A 17,508-nucleotide genomic window follows, 5' to 3' on the forward strand; every position below is an offset into this window, starting at 1 on the left:
GCAATGGCAAAAGAGACGGCACGTTCCTTTACGGCTCAGCCGTTTGCCAGCGAGGAAAAATCACAAGCGAAGCAATGATCGCTAAAAGTGCACCACCGGTGCTGTAGAGCATCCGTAAAAATACCAAATCGAGCTCCGATCCTCCTGACTGGCCAATCTGCGCGACCAGAATGAAATGGGGAGTGAGGAACATTAAATAGCTGATGTGGCTCACAGAGCGCCCAGCCAGGGTGCCAATAGAGACAGGCAGTATCAGTGCAGCCAACAAAACCGGATCATGGATTACGTAACCAAGAACGGCAGCAATGGCTCCCCCCAAGAAGGTGCCACCGACGCGTTCCAGAGACATCTTCAACGTTGAAGACATGTAGGGCTGCATGATCAGAAACACCGTGAGGGTCATCCAGTAGCCGTAATGCAACGACCACAATTGAACCATCCAGACTGACAGGGCTCCCGACAGCGCTACGCGAAGACCATGCAGAAAGAGGTTAGATTTGGGTGTGAAATTTTCTCTGAGGGCCGACCATAAAACTGGCGGCTTAACAGCATCAGAATGATCGTTCTGACACCATTGGAACAGGAATGCGGAGCCTGTAGCCCATAAGCTGCCGTAGAGAAAGTAACGTGCATAATCCAGTCCCTGGGCAAAGTCCTTTGCCGGGAATGCAGTGGATACCGCAAATGCCGTCGCTGTCAGCAAAGCAGGAATGCTGATGCGCGCGCCGCAAACCTGGGCGTAAGCACCCGCAAACGCGAAGAGGGCCGACAGCACTATCGCCAGCGGCGGCCATTCCATCGTCCAGGCACCTAGCCCTGACGCCACGGCGCCGGTCATGCCGAAAACCAGCCCGACAATACAATCTTTTGGGGACTTATTGCTCGGAATCGACAGATAGCTCCAGAATGCGGCAATCGCTGACCAACAGAACAAAGGGTTGTGCAAGCGAGCCGCGAGGAGCGCCGGCACAGTACAGACAATCCCACCACACACTACGTAGCCAATGGGCACATTGCGTACCGCTTGCAACATCTTAACGGTCAGTGATTGCGACATGATCGAACCTTCACTACTCAACTGAAACCAGTGCGGTTCGATCGATCTTGTCAATCGAGGTCACCCCCGTGAGCGTCATTGCCACGCGCATTTCTTTCGAGAAGATATCCAGCATATTCTCGACCCCGCGCTGTCCGTCGGCGGCCAGAGCGTAAACCGTCGAACGCCCCAGCAGGCACGCCTTGGCGCCTAACGCGAGCATACGCACAACATCCAGCCCGGAACGAATGCCGGAGTCCACCAGCACCGTCAGGTCATCGCCCACCACGTCGGCAATGGGAGGCAAAGCCTTGGCGGTGGACAGCACACCGTCCAATTGGCGACCGCCGTGATTGGAGACCACGATGCCATCAGCGCCAAAACTGACTGCGTCCTTGGCGTCCTGTGGATCAAGGATGCCCTTGATAATCATCGGGCCCTTCCAAAACTCGCGGATCCACTCCAAATCCTTCCAACTGATGGAGGGGTCGAAGTTATTGCCTAACCAGCCAACATAATCTTCCAGGGTGGTGGCTTTGCCCATGTACTTGGAGATGTTGCCCAAATCATGCGGGCGACCGAGGATACCGACATTCAACGCCCAATCCGGCCGAGTAGTGGCTTGCAGGATGCGCCGTGTAGCTGCGAATGGACCGGACATGCCCGAGTGGGCATCACGGTAACGAGCGCCTGGTGTCGGCATGTCTACGGTGAACACCAGCGTGGTAACGCCAGCTGCTTGAGCGCGCTCCAAGGCATTACGCATGAACCCGCGATCCTTGAGCACATAGAGTTGAAACCAGATCGATTGCGGACTCTGGGAAGCAACCTCTTCAATCGAGCAGACCGATACTGTGGACAGGCAAAAGGGGATGCCTTTCGTGGCCGCAGCCTTGGCCGCTTGCACTTCACCACGACGGGCGTACATACCGGTCAGTCCAACGGGGCTGAGGATGATCGGCAGACTCTGTTCCATCCCGAATAGCGTCGTCTTGAGACTCAGGCTGTCAACATTTCTCAAGATGCGTTGACGCAAGCTGATGCTGGCAAGGTCAGAGCTATTGGCCCGCAGTGTGTGTTCGGCATAGGCGCCGCCGTCGATGTAGTCGAATAGAAATCGCGGCAACTTGCGTCTGGCAGCTTCGCGATAGTCGGACGCCGATGAAATAATCATTCTCTACAACTCCTATGTGTCTAGAAAATTTCAGCGACGCAGGAGGTTGCTGAATGGATTTCACGATAAGGGTTTGTTGATCATGATAAAAACAACTTTTCCTACTCAAAATAAGTCGCTATTGGAATACACATGAATCTCAGAACGCTGCGAGTGTTTGTAGAAGTGGTGCGCCAGGGAGGGTTCTCACAAGCCGCTGAGGTGGTGTCTTTGACTCAGTCTTCAGTCAGCAAGGCGGTCAGGACGCTCGAAGATGAACTGGGAACACCACTCTTGAACCGTATCGGCCATAAAAGCGAGTTGACGGCCGCCGGTGAGATTGCCTTTCGACGCGCACTGGTTTTACTCGCAGAGCGCAACGATCTGATCGCAGAGATCAATGATCTGCGGGATCTGAAGGGCGGTACGCTGCGGATCGGCTTGCCGCCTGTAGGCTGTGGGGTGTTGTTCGCTCAGATGTTTGCCACTTATCGCAGCCGTTATCCGAGGGTGAATATAGAACTGATAGAGCATGGGAGTAAGAAACTGCGTGAGTGCCTGGAGGCCGGAGAGGTGGACCTGGCTGCACTACTGATTCCGATCGATGAAACGTTCGCTTATCAGCAAGTGCGTAACGAGCCCTTAGTGGCTGTACTGCCTGGCGCCCATTCGCTTTCGCAACGCAAGCGGATCAACTTCAGTGATCTGGCGGATTCGCCATTCATCCTCTTTGAGGAGGGGTTTGCACTTAACTCATTAATAATGGCCGCATGTGATCGAAGAGCGATTGTGCCCCGAGTGACAGCCCGCAGCGGGCAAATTGATTTCATCGCCGACCTGGTAGCCGCTGGTTTGGGTGTAGCATTTTTACCGCGAATGCTTGCGCAAAAACATAAACATGCTGGCATCGCTCTGGTACCTCTTGAAGAGCCAGATACGGATTGGAACATCGCACTGGCTTGGCGTGCCGGTGCGCATTTGCCTCCGGCTGCAATAGCCTGGTTAGAGCTGGCCAAAGAGCTGAGATAGTCCAACAAGATCCAATACCGAAAAGCGAACGACCGCGATGGGCTTTTAAGAGCGCCATTGCGAAGGGGTCGACGCAATTTAAATTTTTTGTAAAAGATTCCCATTGGCAATTCGTCTTCTCTCTATGGATCACATAATGACCACTAGACAGGAGCCAATGGATGTCCGCTTGTACCTCTTCCCCGCCTTTCAGTCTGCGCAGTGTCGCGCTGGCATTTAGCCTTTCCGGCTCGCTATTGGCCACTAGCGGCGCGTGGGCCGAACCCGTCAGTTACATGATTTCGGCAGGATCTCTCACCAATGCGATCAACACGTTTTCCGCTGCAAGCGGGGTGACAGTGAGCTTTAGCAGCGAAGAAACGGCTGGCTTGAGCACGGCGGGGTTGCAGGGGCATTACGAGCCGGAGCAGGGCCTTGCCCTACTGCTGCAAGGCAGCGGTCTGAAGTTCCAGCAAGTGGGAGACAAGCGCTACGTACTGGCGCGATCTAACGCGTCGGATTCAATGGAGCTGGCGGCAACGACCGTCTCCGGTACGGGGTTGGGCGTCACGACCGAAGGGACAGGCAGTTATGCCACGGGCTCGGCAAGCACCGCGACCGGTCTGCGCCTGTCCGCACGCGAGACGCCGCAATCGATCAGCGTGGTGACACGTCAGTTGATTGAAGACTTGAACTTGAACGATGTGACCCAGGTACTTGAGCAGACCCCAGGCGTGGTGGTCGAGAGCATGGGGCCCGCCGGTAGCGACTCTAATCACATTTATGTGCGGGGCTTTGAAATCAGCAACATTCAGGTTGACGGGGTTAATCGGCCTGACACATTCGGGTTCAGTGATGACCTTTCTGACACTGTCACCTATGACCGGATCGAAGTGGTACGCGGCGCGACGGGGCTGATGTCGGGGACCGGGGACCCGGGCGCCACCGTCAACTTGATTCGCAAAAAACCGACGCTTGAAACCAAGCGCACGCTCACGCTTAAGGCAGGTTCTTGGGATGACTACCGTGCTGAGCTGGACATTTCCGGCAAATTGTCCGAAAGCGGCAATGTACGTGGACGTTTCGTCGCGTCGAGCAGTGATAGCCGCAGTTACATTGACCGCCAGACCCTGGAACGGCAGGTGGCATATGGAGTGCTGGAATGGGACGTCACCGATGACACGATGCTGACAGTCGGTGCGGAATATCAGGACATGGACAACAAAGGAGCCGGCAATCACGGTTTTCCAATGTTTACCTCCGATGGCGGTCACTTCAGCCCGTCCCGCTCGTTCAACTCGGGCGCAGACTGGGGCTATCACAAGCGTAGGACCAAGACGCTGTTCACCACCCTGGATCACGAACTGGATAACGGCTGGCATCTCAAGTTCAACGCCGAACACAGTCGCCGCAGCTATGACGACGCCTTCGCCACGGCCGCAAGCGGCACTGTGAAGCCAGATGGCAGTGGTATCAGTACGTGGACTGGGCGTTGGTCTGGTGAGCCTCGCCAAACCACATTCGACGTGTCGGCGACCGGCCCTTTTGAGCTGTTCACTCGCGAGCACCAACTGTATCTGGGGGCCAGCCACTCCAAGTCGTATTACCGAAATGATGGCTACCCACTGTGGTCGTTTCAAGACATCGACAACATCTACACATGGGATGGCTCACTGGCTATACCCGATGCCGTCTACACCAAATCTTCACGTGATGCACTGGATGAAAAACAGGATGGTTTAGTCGCTTCGGTTCGCTGGAGCCTGGCAGACGATCTGTCGTTGATCACTGGGGCACGGGTGATTGACTGGAGACGCGATGAAGCCGCCACCACCCTGTCGACCGGCACTGTCAAACGAACTTCGCGCACTGAAAACGGGATCGTGACGCCTTACTTGGGTTTGGTGTATGACATCGACGATAACTGGTCGGCCTATGCCAGCTACACCACGATTTTCCAACCGCAGAACTACAAAGACGTCAATGGCAGCTATTTGGACCCTAAAGAAGGCGTGAACTACGAGTTGGGCATCAAGAGCGAGTTCTGGGACAAGCGTTTGACCGCGGCACTGAGCGTCTTTGAGGTACACCAAGACAACCTTGCGGTGGCTGATGGCAACCAATTGGCGCCGGACGGCAATCAAGCTTACCGCGCCGAGTCCGGCACCAAAACCCGCGGCTTTGAGATGGAAATGGCGGGTGAAATTCTGCCCGATTGGCAGGTCTTGGCCAGCTATACCTATGCCGAGGTAAAAGACTCGGATGATAAGCGCCTCTTGACTGAAGTGCCTCGCGACACGGTGAAGCTGTTTACCAGCTATCGCCTTGGCTCACTCCCGCAATTGAAAGTGGGCGGAGGTGTGCGCTGGCAAGGCACCGAATACTACAAAGGTGCCGGGCCTAACAATGAGACGTTCTCACAGGGCGCTTACAGTGTGGTCGATTTGATGGCGCAATACGCCGTCACCCCGCAAACCAGCGTTTCGCTAAACCTCAACAACGTGCTGGACAAGAGCTACTACACCGCGATTGGCTCTCGTGGCTGGTATGGCGCCCCACGTAGCGCAACGGCCACCTTGGTCTACGCCTTCTAAACGTCAGAAGCCCCCTGATCAGCGCCCCACATGTAAGCGTGAGCTTGCTCGCGAGTTATTGATGGTGAGGGCGTGCCGAGCCACAGCGAGGCACCGAGTGGTTGGGGCGAAAACCGCTTGGTTACTTTGCGCTTTCAAAGTGACGCGCCGTACCAAGCCACACCAACACGGTGCTTGGCGATGCACAGAGCTGCCAGAATTTGCCAGACCCAAAAAGCCGAAAGCCCGCAATTACGCGGGCTTAAGGGTGTTTCTTGCTAATTGGTGCCAGTCAGTGCCGGACGCCCAATCACTCCCACTCAATCGTTGCCGGTGGCTTGCTCGATACGTCGTAGGTGACGCGCGAGATGCCTTCGATTTCGTTGATGATGCGACCGCTCACGGTTTCGAGCAGTTCGTAAGGCAGGTGAGCCCAACGCGCGGTCATGAAGTCGATGGTTTCGACGGCACGCAGGGCAACTACCCAGGCGTAACGACGGCCATCGCCTACAACGCCAACCGATTTAACCGGCTGGAACACAACGAAGGCTTGGCTGACTTTGTGGTACCAGTCGGCTTTGCGTAGTTCTTCGATGAAGATGTGGTCAGCACGACGCAGCAGGTCGGCGTATTCCTTTTTCACTTCACCCAAGATACGCACGCCCAGGCCCGGGCCCGGGAATGGGTGGCGGTAGACCATGTCGTACGGCAGGCCGAGTTCCAGGCCAAGACGGCGGACTTCGTCTTTGAACAGCTCACGCAGGGGTTCTACCAGCTTGAGGTTCATTTCTTCCGGCAAGCCACCTACGTTGTGGTGCGACTTGATGACGTGGGCTTTGCCGCTTTTAGCGCCAGCCGACTCGATCACGTCCGGGTAGATGGTGCCCTGCGCCAGGTACTTGATGTTGTCCAGTTTGTTGGACTCGGCATCGAATACGTCGATGAAGGTGCGACCGATGATTTTGCGCTTTTTCTCCGGGTCGTTTTCGCCAGCCAGGTTGTTCAGGAACTGGTCGGCAGCGTTGGCACGGATCACTTTAACGCCCATGTTCTCTGCGAACATGGCCATCACCTGGTCACCTTCGTGCAGGCGCAGCAGGCCGTTGTCGACGAAGACGCAGGTCAGTTGGTCGCCGATAGCCTTGTGCAGCAACGCTGCTACTACCGAGGAGTCAACACCGCCGGACAAGCCCAGCAGGACGTTGTCGGTGCCAACCTGGGCACGGATGGTGGCGATGGCGTCTTCCGCGATTTTCGACGGCGTCCACAGCGCATCACAGCCGCAGATGTCGAGGATGAAGCGCGACAGGATGCGACCGCCCTGCTTGGTGTGGGTCACTTCCGGGTGGAACTGCACGCCGTAGTAAGCACGCTCGTCGTTGAACATGCCGGCAATCGGGCAGCTCGGGGTGCTGGCCAGAACGTGGAAGTCGGATGGCATTTTGGTGACCTTGTCACCGTGGCTCATCCACACGTCCAGACCGAACAGGCCGTCAGCGTCGATGTGGTCTTCGATGCCGTCGAGCAGGCGGCTTTTGCCGACCACGTCTACGCGGGCATAACCGAATTCACGCAGCTCGGAACCTTCAACCTTGCCACCCAGCTGTTCAGCCATGGTCTGCATGCCGTAGCAGATACCGAAAACCGGCACGCCGAGGTCAAATACCGCTTGCGGTGCACGCGGGCTGTTGGCTTCGTGTACAGACTCCGGGCCACCGGCCAGGATGATGCCTTTAGGGGCAAATTCGCGGATCGCTGCGTCGTCCATGTCGAACGGGTGCAGTTCGCAGTAAACACCGATTTCACGAACGCGACGGGCGATCAACTGGGTGTACTGAGAACCGAAGTCCAGAATCAGGATGCGGTGAGCGTGAATGTCGAGGGACATAGGAGAAACTCTAAAAAGCAGTTGCAAGCTTCAAGCTGCAAGCTGCAAGTAATCGGGGCTGCGCGGTAGCTGTCATAAAACAGTACCGCTTGCAGCTTATAACTTGGGGCTTCTAGCTAGCGGCTTCAGCCGACTCGATAGTTAGGTGCTTCTTTGGTGATCTGCACGTCGTGGACGTGGGATTCAGCCATGCCAGCGCCGGTGATGCGTACAAACTCAGGCTTGGTACGCATTTGCTCGATGTCGGCGCTGCCGGTGTAACCCATCGAGGAACGCAGACCGCCCATCAGTTGGTGAATGATCGCGGTGAGCGACCCTTTGTACGGAACACGACCTTCGATGCCTTCCGGCACCAGCTTCTCGGCACCCGCGGAGGAGTCCTGGAAGTAACGGTCGGAAGAACCTTGGGACTGCGACATCGCACCCAGCGAACCCATGCCGCGGTAAGCCTTGTACGAACGGCCCTGGAACAATTCGATTTCGCCCGGAGCTTCTTCAGTACCGGCAAACATCGAGCCCATCATGACGCAGGAAGCACCGGCCACGATGGCCTTGGACAGGTCACCCGAGAAACGGATGCCGCCGTCGGCGATCAACGGTACGCCCGAGCCTTCAAGGGCTGCGGCCACGTTGGCAATCGCGCTGATTTGCGGAACGCCAACACCGGCTACGATACGGGTGGTGCAGATCGAGCCTGGGCCGATACCGACTTTAACGGCGTCAGCGCCAGCTTCTGCCAGAGCCAAAGCCGCAGCGCCAGTGGCGATGTTGCCGCCAATGACCTGTACCTCAGGGAAGTTCTGCTTGACCCAACGCACGCGGTCGATCACGCCTTTGGAGTGACCGTGAGCGGTGTCGACTACCACCACGTCAACGCCAGCAGCCACCAGGGCTGTAACGCGATCTTCGGTGTCTTTGCCAGTACCTACAGCAGCGCCTACGCGCAGACGACCTTGGTCATCCTTGCTGGCCAGCGGGTATGCCTTGGCTTTTTCGATGTCGTTGACGGTCATCATGCCTTTGAGGGCGAAGCTGTCGTCGACGATCAGCACGCGCTCGATGCGGTGCTTGTGCAGCAGTTCACGGGCTTCGTCCTTATCGGCGCCTTCCTTGACCGTGACCAGACGCTCTTTAGGCGTCATCACTTCACGAACGGTGGCTTCCAGACGGCTTTCGAAGCGCACGTCACGGGAGGTCACGATGCCGACCAGGTCGCCATTGTGCAGTACCGGAACGCCGGAGATATTGTGCTGGCGGGTCAATTCGAACAGTTCACGCACCGTGGCGTCAGCTTCGATAGTGATGGGTTCTTTAACCACACCGGCTTCGTAGCGTTTGACCTTGCGCACTTCGTGAGCTTGCTGCTCGATGGTCATGTTCTTGTGGATGATGCCGATGCCGCCTTCCTGAGCCATGGCGATTGCCAGACGGGCTTCAGTGACGGTGTCCATTGCGGCGGAGACCAGCGGAATATTCAGTTCAATGCCACGGGTCAAACGAGTCTTTAGACTGACTTCGTTCGGAAGAACCTCGGAATAACCGGGAACGAGAAGGATGTCATCGAAGGTGAGTGCTTCTTGGCTGATACGCAGCATCGCTGGGGCTCCCGAGCGGGAAAATGGAAGCGCGCCATTGTACTCAAAACACCTGTGGCTCTCAACGGAAACCTTTAGAGAGTTTTGCGCTAAAAGCCATGATTTATTGACCCGCGAGGCAGAAAAAGCCCTTACAACTCGACTTTGACCCACGCCACCGGCTGATCCAGCCAGTCGGCAAACTCGTCGAGGAAGCTTTGCTTGAACCCCGCCTCGGCCCAGTTATTGAAAATAAACCCCAGGTTGGAGAAGCCGCACGGCTGCAAAAACAGGAAGCCGTTGATGTCGTCTTCATGGCCACACAGAGGGCAAACAAAGTTGTCCGTGTGCCCTGGCATCCATTCTTCGAGGCTATCGAACAGCGCCTCGCCGACTTCCTTGCGGCACTCGGCGCATCCTGCTTCTTCCAGAAAACCTTTGACCGGCGTGTAGATGCAACGCTTGGTGATGATCTCCAAACCGTTGATCGGGTGGCCGAACGGCAGCGCTTCAGGGTGCAACACCACGCTGGCGGCACCCGGCGCGATGGCGTAGGCCATGGCGCTGCCATTGCGCCCGCAGGTGCTGAGCTCTTCTTCAATGATGTTTTTACGCACCAGCCAGCGCACGATCGCGCGGGCACGCGGCTCGTGGACCGGCAAGGTGGAGATTTTAGGAACGATGATGCTTTGCGAATTCATGGGTACGGCACATATAAGAAAAAAGAAATCTATCACCCGTGGGAGCGGGCTTGCTCGCGATGGAATCTGCGCGGTGGGTCTGGCTAACCGAGTTGCCTACATCGCGAGCAAGCCCGCTCCCACAAGGTGTCGGAAAGGATAATTCTGTGGTCAAGCACTCAAATAGCGCGCAATCAGCGCAACGCCGCTGGCCAGCACCAGCCAGGTCACCAGCCGGACAAACGCCTCGCGGGACAATTTGATCGCCAGTTTACGCCCTATCCACAGCCCCAGCGCCATGGCCGGTAACAGAAAGGCGGCCAACCATAACAACTCGCCGTCGGTGTACACGCCCGCGATCACGAACAAGCTCAAACGCACCACGGTGCTGCAACTGATCAACGCACTTTGCGTGGCCCGCGCTGCGTCCTTGGTCAGCCGCGCGTTCAGGTACAGCGCGTATAAAAAACCGCCGCTGCCAAATAGCGCACCGAATAACCCGCCTATGACCCCGGTCGGCACCGCCCACCCCGCCGCCACTTGGCTGGGCCGCACTTTTACCGCCAGGCTGTACACCGCATAAGCGCTGACAAACACGCCCATCAACAGCAGCAACAGGTCGGATTGCAGGTTGAGCAAAAACACCACGCCGATGATGCAACCGACGGCCATGCACGGTAGCAAGCGCAGCAACTCCGGACGAGCCACGTCACGACGGGCGGGCAACCAGTTACCAAAGGCGGCGACAAAATCCAGCAGCACCAGCAGCGGGATAATCTTCGACAGCGGCAGGCACAGGATCAAAATGGGCCCGGCCACCAGTGCCGTACCAAACCCCGCCACACCAAACACGATGTAAGCCAGCGCCACAGCCAGCTCAATCAATACCCACTCACCGCCGGTAAAAGGCAAATCCATTGCTGCGCTTCCTTATTTTTGGAGCGCGGACTTTAACCAGCAGGTGCAGTCAAAACAATCCGCCCTTATGATGGCCGGCATGATTAAAGATCCTTTTGCACGACTCAATCTCGACCGGGAAGTCCTGACCGTCAGCCAGCTCAACGGCCGCGCGCGGGTCTTGCTCGAAGACGTGTTCAGCAATATCTGGGTCGAGGGCGAAATCTCCAACCTCGCCCGCCCGGCGTCTGGGCACATTTACTTCACCCTTAAAGACAGCGGTGCCCAAGTGCGCTGCGCGTTGTTTCGCAACAACGCCGCACGGGTGCGCCAGGCGCTGAAAGACGGCCTGGCGGTCAAAGTACGCGGCAAGGTCTCGCTGTTTGAAGGGCGCGGCGATTACCAGTTAATCCTCGATACCGTCGAGCCCGCCGGTGATGGCGCATTGCGTCTGGCCTTTGATGCCCTTAAAGAGAAACTCAGCGCCGAAGGCTTGTTCAGTGCCGAACGCAAAGTCCCGCTGCCGGCTCACCCGCAGCGCATTGGCATCATCAGTTCGCCAACCGGGGCGGTGATCCGCGACATCATCAGCGTGTTCCGCCGCCGCGCACCGCAAGTAGAACTGACCTTGATCCCCACTGCCGTGCAGGGCCGCGAAGCCACCGCGCAAATTGTCCGGGCTTTAAAACTGGCCGATGCGCGGGGCTTTGACGCCTTGATTCTGGCCCGGGGCGGCGGATCGCTCGAAGACCTGTGGTGCTTTAACGAAGAAGCCGTTGCACGGGCGGTGGACGCCTGTGTGACGCCGATCGTCAGTGCCATCGGGCACGAAACCGATGTGTCGATCAGTGACTTTGTTGCCGACGTGCGGGCGCCGACGCCGTCTGCTGCGGCCGAATTACTGGCGCCGGATGCCAGCGACCTGCAACGCCGGGTCGACAGCCTGCAGCGCCGACTTATCATGCGTATCCGCGACCGCCTGATGCGCGATCGCCTGCGCCTCGATGGGCTGGCCCGGCGCCTGCGCCATCCGGGTGAACGACTGCGCCAGCAGGCACAGCGCCTCGACGATCTGGACATGCGCATGCGCCGCGCGTTTGAGCGCAGCCTCAATACCCGCCGTGAGCGCTTGATACGTCTAGAAACACGCCTGTCAGCGCAACATCCGGGTCGTCAGCTAACCTTGCTCCGCCAGCGCCTGGACAGCCTTGCTGAGCGCCTGCCACGGGCGATGCGCGAAGGTCTCAAGGCCCGTCGTCTGACGCTGCACAGCCAGATGCAAACCCTGCACGTGGTCAGCCCGCTGGCCACCTTGGGTCGCGGCTACAGCATTTTGCTCGATGAGCGCGGCAATGCCATTCGAAGCGCCGAACAGACCCACAATGGCCAGCGCCTGAAGGCACGACTGGGCGAAGGCGAATTGCAGGTGCGGGTTGAAGACAACCACCTGACACCCGTGACCCTTTCTTTACTGGATTGAGCTGATGCCACGCTTTTTAACTGCTGCTTTATTGCTGTGCCTTGCTTTCAATGCCTCGGCCGCCGACAGCTACATCACCCGACTGCTCAACAAGCCGGTACCGGGCGGCGTGGCAGTGATCGACCTGGGCACCGGCGCGCAACGCCCAGAGGCCAAATACGATGGCAAACCGGTGTTGGTAGTCAAAGAGCAAGACACCTGGCGCGCCATTGTCGGCATCCCGCTGACCGTCAAGCCGGGTACGCAAACCCTGAACGCCAACGGCCGAAACCTGAACTTCAGCGTGGGCAACAAGAAGTACCCCGAGCAGCACATCACCCTGAAAAACCAGCGCCAGGTCAACCCCAACCCGGACGACCTCAAACGCATCGACAACGAGCTGGCGGTGCAGATCAAGGCGTACCGCACCTTCAGCCCGAACACGCCCAGCAACTTGCTGCTGGACAAGCCCGTCAACGGCCCGCTGTCGAGCAAGTTTGGCGTGCGCCGCTTCTTCAATGGCGAAGAGCGCAACCCGCATGCGGGCCTGGACTTTGCCGTGCCCGCAGGTACACCGATCAAAACCCCGGCCGCCGGCAAAGTCATCCTGATCGGCAACTACTTTTTTAATGGCAACACCGTGTTTGTCGATCACGGGCAGGGCTTTATCAGCATGTTCTGCCACATGTCGAAAATCGACGCCAAGCTCGGCCAGCAACTGGCGCGTGGCGATGTGGTCGGCAAAGTCGGCTCAACCGGTCGCGCCACCGGGCCACATATGCACTGGAACGTCAGCCTGAACGACGCCCGGGTAGACCCGGCGATCTTTATCGGGGCCTTTCAGCCTTAGCGAAAACGCCGGGGTTTGGTCACTGCTCGTGAGCAAACCTCCCCGCACTAGTTATGTATGTCAGGCGCAGTCAAGCCGGGGCAGATACTCCTCACAACTTTCTCTGTGAGGTGTAACCCATGAGTGATGTATTTCATTTATCCCAAGACTTGAGCGCCGACCTGATTGCGGTCAGCGCCCAGGACGAGCAAGACCGTGTCAAAAAATGGGTGCAAATCGACACTCAGATCCAGACCCTGCTGGCTGAGCAACCCACCCTCCACTCATTTATACACAGCGAGCTGAAGGCGACGTTTACCCACGCCACGCAGACGCTTGATCCTGAGCAATTGCTGATCAGTGAAGAGGGTGATACGCAGCTCTCCAGTGTGCTGGATATCCTGCTACAGGCGCTGTGTGACGGCCATGCGCCGGAATTCAACCTGCTGAAGGCCACGCTTAAGGTTGTGGATGATTCATCGCCCGTCACTGTGAAAGTGGGCGACTTGCAGAGCTTTATATCCCGCGCGCGACGTTTTTTTGCCAGTGACTGCAAGACCCACACAGCGCAGTTTTGGCAGGATAAAAGCAGCCAAACCGGCACTCAATCGCGCAAATCCTGGCTGCTCGACAAGCTCAAAGACGTGCTCAAGGCTGAAACCGAACTGCTGTCCCACGATGCCACGCTGACACCGGGCCAGGTGCAACTGATCAATAATGTGGTGCGTTACCCGTCGCTGAGCACCCGAGCTGCGCTCCCGGTCAGTTCGCGCCCGGCGGTTTATGCCCTGATACTTAAGGACCTGTCAAAAGAGCCACCGATTGCCTTCGCGGGTGCCTGGGTCATGACCGCGCGCGACGGCTCCGCAACCCTTGACGCATCAGGCATGACTCGCCTTTCTGACAAAACGACAGAAGTTGAGATCAACGCCAAAGCCAATGCCGGTGAGGCTGTGTTGTACACCCCTTCAGGTGGTTTGCAGGGCTTTGCTTCGCTGCAGACATTAGAGGTCGAACTTAACCGCCGTCACACGGAAATCGCTGAATTCGAATCATTACTGGAGCTCTTGTCCCCCACTGATCTGATGCGGGTTCAGGCGCTGTCTGAAAAGGCTGAAACTTCTCTTGAATTCACGTTTAAGGAGATTCACGGCTCAGTGTTTGAGTATTGGCTCAAGGTGCATGACGATCAGCGTCAAGCCAATCTGGAACACGCGCTGTCGTTAGCCAAAACGGTTTCGCCCGCCCAATTGAGTGAACACCTGGAGTATGTGCTGGACTACGCTCCACGCTTCAAACAGGCGAGCGCCCTCAATGCACGTATCGCCAAGTTTTTAGGAAAAAAGACCCGCCAATGGCTGCTTAAAGCCAACGATGCTGACCGTCAGGCCTGGTTTGAGGCGGCTGCGCATTACCGAACCCTCAGTTTCATTGCCAACGACAATGGCGAGCCCTCAGCCCATCAATATGGCGACAGAGCGTTTTTGCTGCGCTACGCCCACGATCAGTTGCAGAACTACATCCAGGCAGAATATGGCCTGATCGTTGACCCGGACACCGTCTTTATCACCACAACGGTGGCCGAGCGCGGTTCAGGCCCCATTATCCCGATCAGTGCCTATGCCTCCTCGTCCTACACGGCGGTGAACAGCCTGTCGCGTACCGGCCCGTCCATCAAGCTGGTCAGTACGTCCCGAACACTGTCGCAACTGGCCCTGGAGAACGTCGGTAGCCTGGACATTGACTACGCATTAACCGCCACCGTCTCAACGGGCAGCGCCGATGGACCACGAATGGACGCGTTGAGCGCTGCACAAATCAAGCACATCGTTCGCACGGTGAATATTGGCGATAGCTATGAGGCCTTCTTGCGGGACCGGTTCATCGAGTCCCCCCAAGCCCTCTCTCGTCGCGATACTGCCGCTCAATTGCTGATCGCCCAGATGCGCGTTGATGCACTTGAAGCGAAGATTTCCGGTGACTTCTCGCCAGATCGCCTGGACCGCGGTTATCGCTGGGTTGAGGCCGTTCTGAACGAGGTTGATGCCCCTGAAATTCCCGCCATGGTTGAAGGGCATCGCCTGAAGGTTCATCAATTGCTGATCAGTGAGGCCACAGTACGCGGGGTGCTGATTATCCTGGCACCGCCTTCAGGGGCTTATGCGCCTGACCCTTTGGAATTGAACCTCATCACACCGCAACCGCTGTCGTCCGTCAGCGCCATGGTTGTCTATACCCCTGAAGCACCTGACGGCAAGCGGTTTCGCGAGTTTGAAAATCGCGCGCACATGGCGAATAAATTCCTCAATGCCCCTGAAATGGCCGGCTATCTGATTGGACGCGTCAGCGAAGGCGCTCAAGCCCGAGTCCAGCAACGGGTGACTGAAGGGCTCAGAGCAGCCGATGTTCGGGACACCGCGATTACCGGCGACTTCATTGAGAAAACCTGTTTGGCCGAGATCGAGCATGCCTTGGCCAGCGCAGATGCCTTGAGCCTGTCGACCACAGAAAGCAACCGTCTGGCCGTGTGGAGCGGCATAGAAACAGCGGTGGACATCGTCACGATTATCCTGCCATTTAAGGTCACGGCCATGATTGCCCTGGGACGCAGTTTGATCGAGATGTGGCATGGCTTTGATGCGCTGAAACGCGGCAATCAGAGTGAAGCGATTGGGCATTTTGTCGGCATGATTGAGCGCTGGGTGGATGCCGGGGTGGACATCGGGACCGCTCTCGCCAAATTACCCGCGAAAGGAACGTTGGCCTTGCATCCGAAATTGGCCTACAAACAGGGCGTCGAAGGGCTGACAAAGCGCACAGACGGCGCCTATGCAGGCATCTATGAAAGGACGCCGAAACACGGCGGTTTCTCCCAATACTTTATCCAGCAGCAAAAGCATTGGTTTCAGGTGGTGTATGACGCGGACCGCCTGACTTGGCGAGTAATGGATATGCGTCGCCCGCGCGCTTGGTACCGCTCTGCGATTCGTCAGGGCACGGATGGTCTGTGGCGTATCGGCACACCGGAGTTGAGCGTGCTGGGGGGCGGGACATATTCGCTGGCCACTTTCAAGGTACGTGAGGCTTTCCCACGCTTTACCCTGGATGAGGCCAAAAAGCTGCTCGACCAATACAACTTTCCTGCACCTCGCCGAGACAAGATGGAACTTTATCTGGCCGAGTTCCTGGTCGAGCATAGAGAGCTGCCCCGGTGGGCCCAGCACTACCTCAAGCCAGGGCTAGATGGTGCCCCAGCACAAGCCCTCACCCCTGAGCCCGGCACTTCGAGCGCCGTCCCGTTAAGCAACAAGCGCAAGCGGCCCATTGTGGATGATGAGCCGGTACAACCTAAACCGACTCAACCGGTTCCCTCCAGCGGCACTAACGCACCAGGCACTGTCAGCAGTAACGAGTGGCAAAACTGGGCCCGAACCGTTCCCGGCGAAACTTATACCTCGGTCAGCCTGAATCCGCCCATTTCTGAAATAGGCAGCGGCTCTAATCTTCGAGTGATTAAAAAAGACAGCAAGTGGTTCGACATTTTGCCTCAGGGCAACCTGCCACTGGATATACAGGTGTACTTGAAAAAGCCTGGTCAGGTGATCTCGACCTATGAGCAACTGGAAAAGCTGATCTTGAAAAACAAGTACTTGCAACCGCGCCTGGCCGAATTTGAGGGAGGAGCGTGGGCGATCAAGGAGCCGCTGCTGCAAAAGCCGATCTGGCAATACGTCCTCAAGTCTCTGCCGGGCCTGACGCCAGACTCTGCACAGGTAGTGGCCAAGCGTCTATTTATGTTGTCCGACAGCACCACTTGGTTGCTCACACAAACCCGTATGCGCACGTTGACCGAAACGTTGTATGGCTGGTTTTCCGGCCATCTGCCACATGGCTCGGGAGCATTGCGTGATCCCTTGGCCCTCTTGACGCCAGCCTTGGGCATTCGCCCTAAAACGTTACTGGTTCGAACACGCGCTTCACCGACCTGGTTTGACCGGATCGACTTTTCATTGAAAGCCGGCGATTTATTAAAACTGAGCAATGCCGCTGGACTCAATGAAGTCATGCGTAGCCTGCTTCAGCGGCTCGGCTACACCATTTATGCGGACATCCCCGGGGTCAGTGAGTTGGTGTTCAAGCGAACAGGCGCGCAAACCATCAACTTCATGCAGTTGCACAGAGCGGTCGGAGCGGAGCTGGCGCTTGTCATCGAGCTGGAGGATGCGGTCACCCTTATGATCAATAAGAACCCGTTGTCCCCCTTGTCCCTGGCGCTCACCAATGCACGGGCCGAGGGCAAACTCATGACCTTTGTGGGAGGCGTCCAGAACACACCGCCCTACGGCCTCACACAGGGCTTTATTTGCAGGACGTAGGGCAGTAACCGGCCAGTTCGTTAGCTGGCCGGGTT

At 57.3% G+C, this 17,508-nt stretch carries 11 protein-coding genes; 5 read left to right on the forward strand and 6 right to left on the reverse strand.

Going from position 1 to position 17,508, the window contains the following annotated elements:
* Positions 1-28: 28 nt before the first annotated feature.
* On the reverse strand, positions 29-1,057 hold the full coding sequence (locus TU84_RS03060) for an FUSC family protein (protein ID WP_048367059.1): 1,029 nt from the start codon (positions 1,055-1,057) through the stop codon (positions 29-31).
* Between the two features lie 13 nt (positions 1,058-1,070).
* Positions 1,071-2,210, reverse strand: a complete 1,140-nt coding sequence (lldD, locus tag TU84_RS03065) for an FMN-dependent L-lactate dehydrogenase LldD (RefSeq protein ID WP_048367060.1) — start codon at positions 2,208-2,210, stop codon at positions 1,071-1,073.
* 132 nt (positions 2,211-2,342) lie between these two features.
* Between lldD and TU84_RS03070 the strand changes: the two genes are divergently transcribed.
* On the forward strand, positions 2,343-3,218 hold the full coding sequence (locus tag TU84_RS03070; protein ID WP_048367061.1) for a LysR family transcriptional regulator: 876 nt from the start codon (positions 2,343-2,345) through the stop codon (positions 3,216-3,218).
* Positions 3,219-3,379: 161 nt separating this feature from the next.
* The gene (locus TU84_RS03075) at positions 3,380-5,791 is read left to right on the forward strand and encodes a TonB-dependent siderophore receptor (protein WP_048367062.1); all 2,412 of its coding nucleotides are present in this window, start codon (positions 3,380-3,382) and stop codon (positions 5,789-5,791) included.
* A 289-nt stretch (positions 5,792-6,080) separates the two neighbouring features.
* Here the strand turns inward: TU84_RS03075 and guaA are convergent, their stop codons facing one another.
* The 4 genes from guaA to TU84_RS03095 all read right to left on the reverse strand — a co-directional run bounded on the left by guaA (position 6,081) and on the right by TU84_RS03095 (position 10,830).
* Positions 6,081-7,658 (reverse strand): glutamine-hydrolyzing GMP synthase, encoded by a 1,578-nt coding sequence (gene guaA / locus TU84_RS03080; RefSeq protein WP_048367063.1) that lies wholly within the window; start codon positions 7,656-7,658, stop codon positions 6,081-6,083.
* A 125-nt stretch (positions 7,659-7,783) separates the two neighbouring features.
* Positions 7,784-9,253, reverse strand: coding sequence for an IMP dehydrogenase (gene guaB, locus TU84_RS03085; RefSeq protein ID WP_048367064.1), 1,470 nt, complete (start codon positions 9,251-9,253; stop codon positions 7,784-7,786).
* Between the two features lie 131 nt (positions 9,254-9,384).
* The gene (locus TU84_RS03090; protein ID WP_048367066.1) at positions 9,385-9,933 is read right to left on the reverse strand and encodes a hypothetical protein; all 549 of its coding nucleotides are present in this window, start codon (positions 9,931-9,933) and stop codon (positions 9,385-9,387) included.
* 150 nt (positions 9,934-10,083) lie between these two features.
* The gene (locus TU84_RS03095) at positions 10,084-10,830 is read right to left on the reverse strand and encodes a sulfite exporter TauE/SafE family protein (RefSeq protein WP_048367068.1); all 747 of its coding nucleotides are present in this window, start codon (positions 10,828-10,830) and stop codon (positions 10,084-10,086) included.
* Positions 10,831-10,909: 79 nt separating this feature from the next.
* Between TU84_RS03095 and xseA the strand changes: the two genes are divergently transcribed.
* The 3 genes from xseA (at position 10,910) to TU84_RS03110 (ending at position 17,473) form a co-directional block, all read left to right on the forward strand.
* Positions 10,910-12,289, forward strand: coding sequence for an exodeoxyribonuclease VII large subunit (gene xseA / locus TU84_RS03100; protein WP_048367785.1), 1,380 nt, complete (start codon positions 10,910-10,912; stop codon positions 12,287-12,289).
* A gap of 4 nt (positions 12,290-12,293) precedes the next feature.
* The gene (locus tag TU84_RS03105; RefSeq protein ID WP_048367070.1) at positions 12,294-13,118 is read left to right on the forward strand and encodes a peptidoglycan DD-metalloendopeptidase family protein; all 825 of its coding nucleotides are present in this window, start codon (positions 12,294-12,296) and stop codon (positions 13,116-13,118) included.
* 119 nt (positions 13,119-13,237) lie between these two features.
* A complete protein-coding gene (locus TU84_RS03110) occupies positions 13,238-17,473 on the forward strand; it encodes a dermonecrotic toxin domain-containing protein (RefSeq protein WP_048367072.1) in 4,236 nt (1,411 codons plus the stop codon).
* The last annotated feature ends 35 nt before the right edge of the window (positions 17,474-17,508 follow it).

Source organism: Pseudomonas helleri, assembly GCF_001043025.1.
Taxonomy (GTDB): Bacteria; Pseudomonadota; Gammaproteobacteria; order Pseudomonadales; family Pseudomonadaceae; genus Aquipseudomonas; species Aquipseudomonas helleri.

What these genes read in the sequence shown, in the direction of transcription:
- TU84_RS03060 (WP_048367059.1), bottom strand. Translation starts at nt 1,057, where the DNA reads ATGTCGCAATCACTGACCGTTAAGATGTTGCAAGCGGTACGCAATGTG.
- lldD (WP_048367060.1), bottom strand. Translation starts at nt 2,210, where the DNA reads ATGATTATTTCATCGGCGTCCGACTATCGCGAAGCTGCCAGACGCAAG.
- TU84_RS03070 (WP_048367061.1), top strand. Translation starts at nt 2,343, where the DNA reads ATGAATCTCAGAACGCTGCGAGTGTTTGTAGAAGTGGTGCGCCAGGGA.
- TU84_RS03075 (WP_048367062.1), top strand. Translation starts at nt 3,380, where the DNA reads ATGTCCGCTTGTACCTCTTCCCCGCCTTTCAGTCTGCGCAGTGTCGCG.
- guaA (WP_048367063.1), bottom strand. Translation starts at nt 7,658, where the DNA reads ATGTCCCTCGACATTCACGCTCACCGCATCCTGATTCTGGACTTCGGT.
- guaB (WP_048367064.1), bottom strand. Translation starts at nt 9,253, where the DNA reads ATGCTGCGTATCAGCCAAGAAGCACTCACCTTCGATGACATCCTTCTC.
- TU84_RS03090 (WP_048367066.1), bottom strand. Translation starts at nt 9,933, where the DNA reads ATGAATTCGCAAAGCATCATCGTTCCTAAAATCTCCACCTTGCCGGTC.
- TU84_RS03095 (WP_048367068.1), bottom strand. Translation starts at nt 10,830, where the DNA reads ATGGATTTGCCTTTTACCGGCGGTGAGTGGGTATTGATTGAGCTGGCT.
- xseA (WP_048367785.1), top strand. Translation starts at nt 10,910, where the DNA reads ATGATTAAAGATCCTTTTGCACGACTCAATCTCGACCGGGAAGTCCTG.
- TU84_RS03105 (WP_048367070.1), top strand. Translation starts at nt 12,294, where the DNA reads ATGCCACGCTTTTTAACTGCTGCTTTATTGCTGTGCCTTGCTTTCAAT.
- TU84_RS03110 (WP_048367072.1), top strand. Translation starts at nt 13,238, where the DNA reads ATGAGTGATGTATTTCATTTATCCCAAGACTTGAGCGCCGACCTGATT.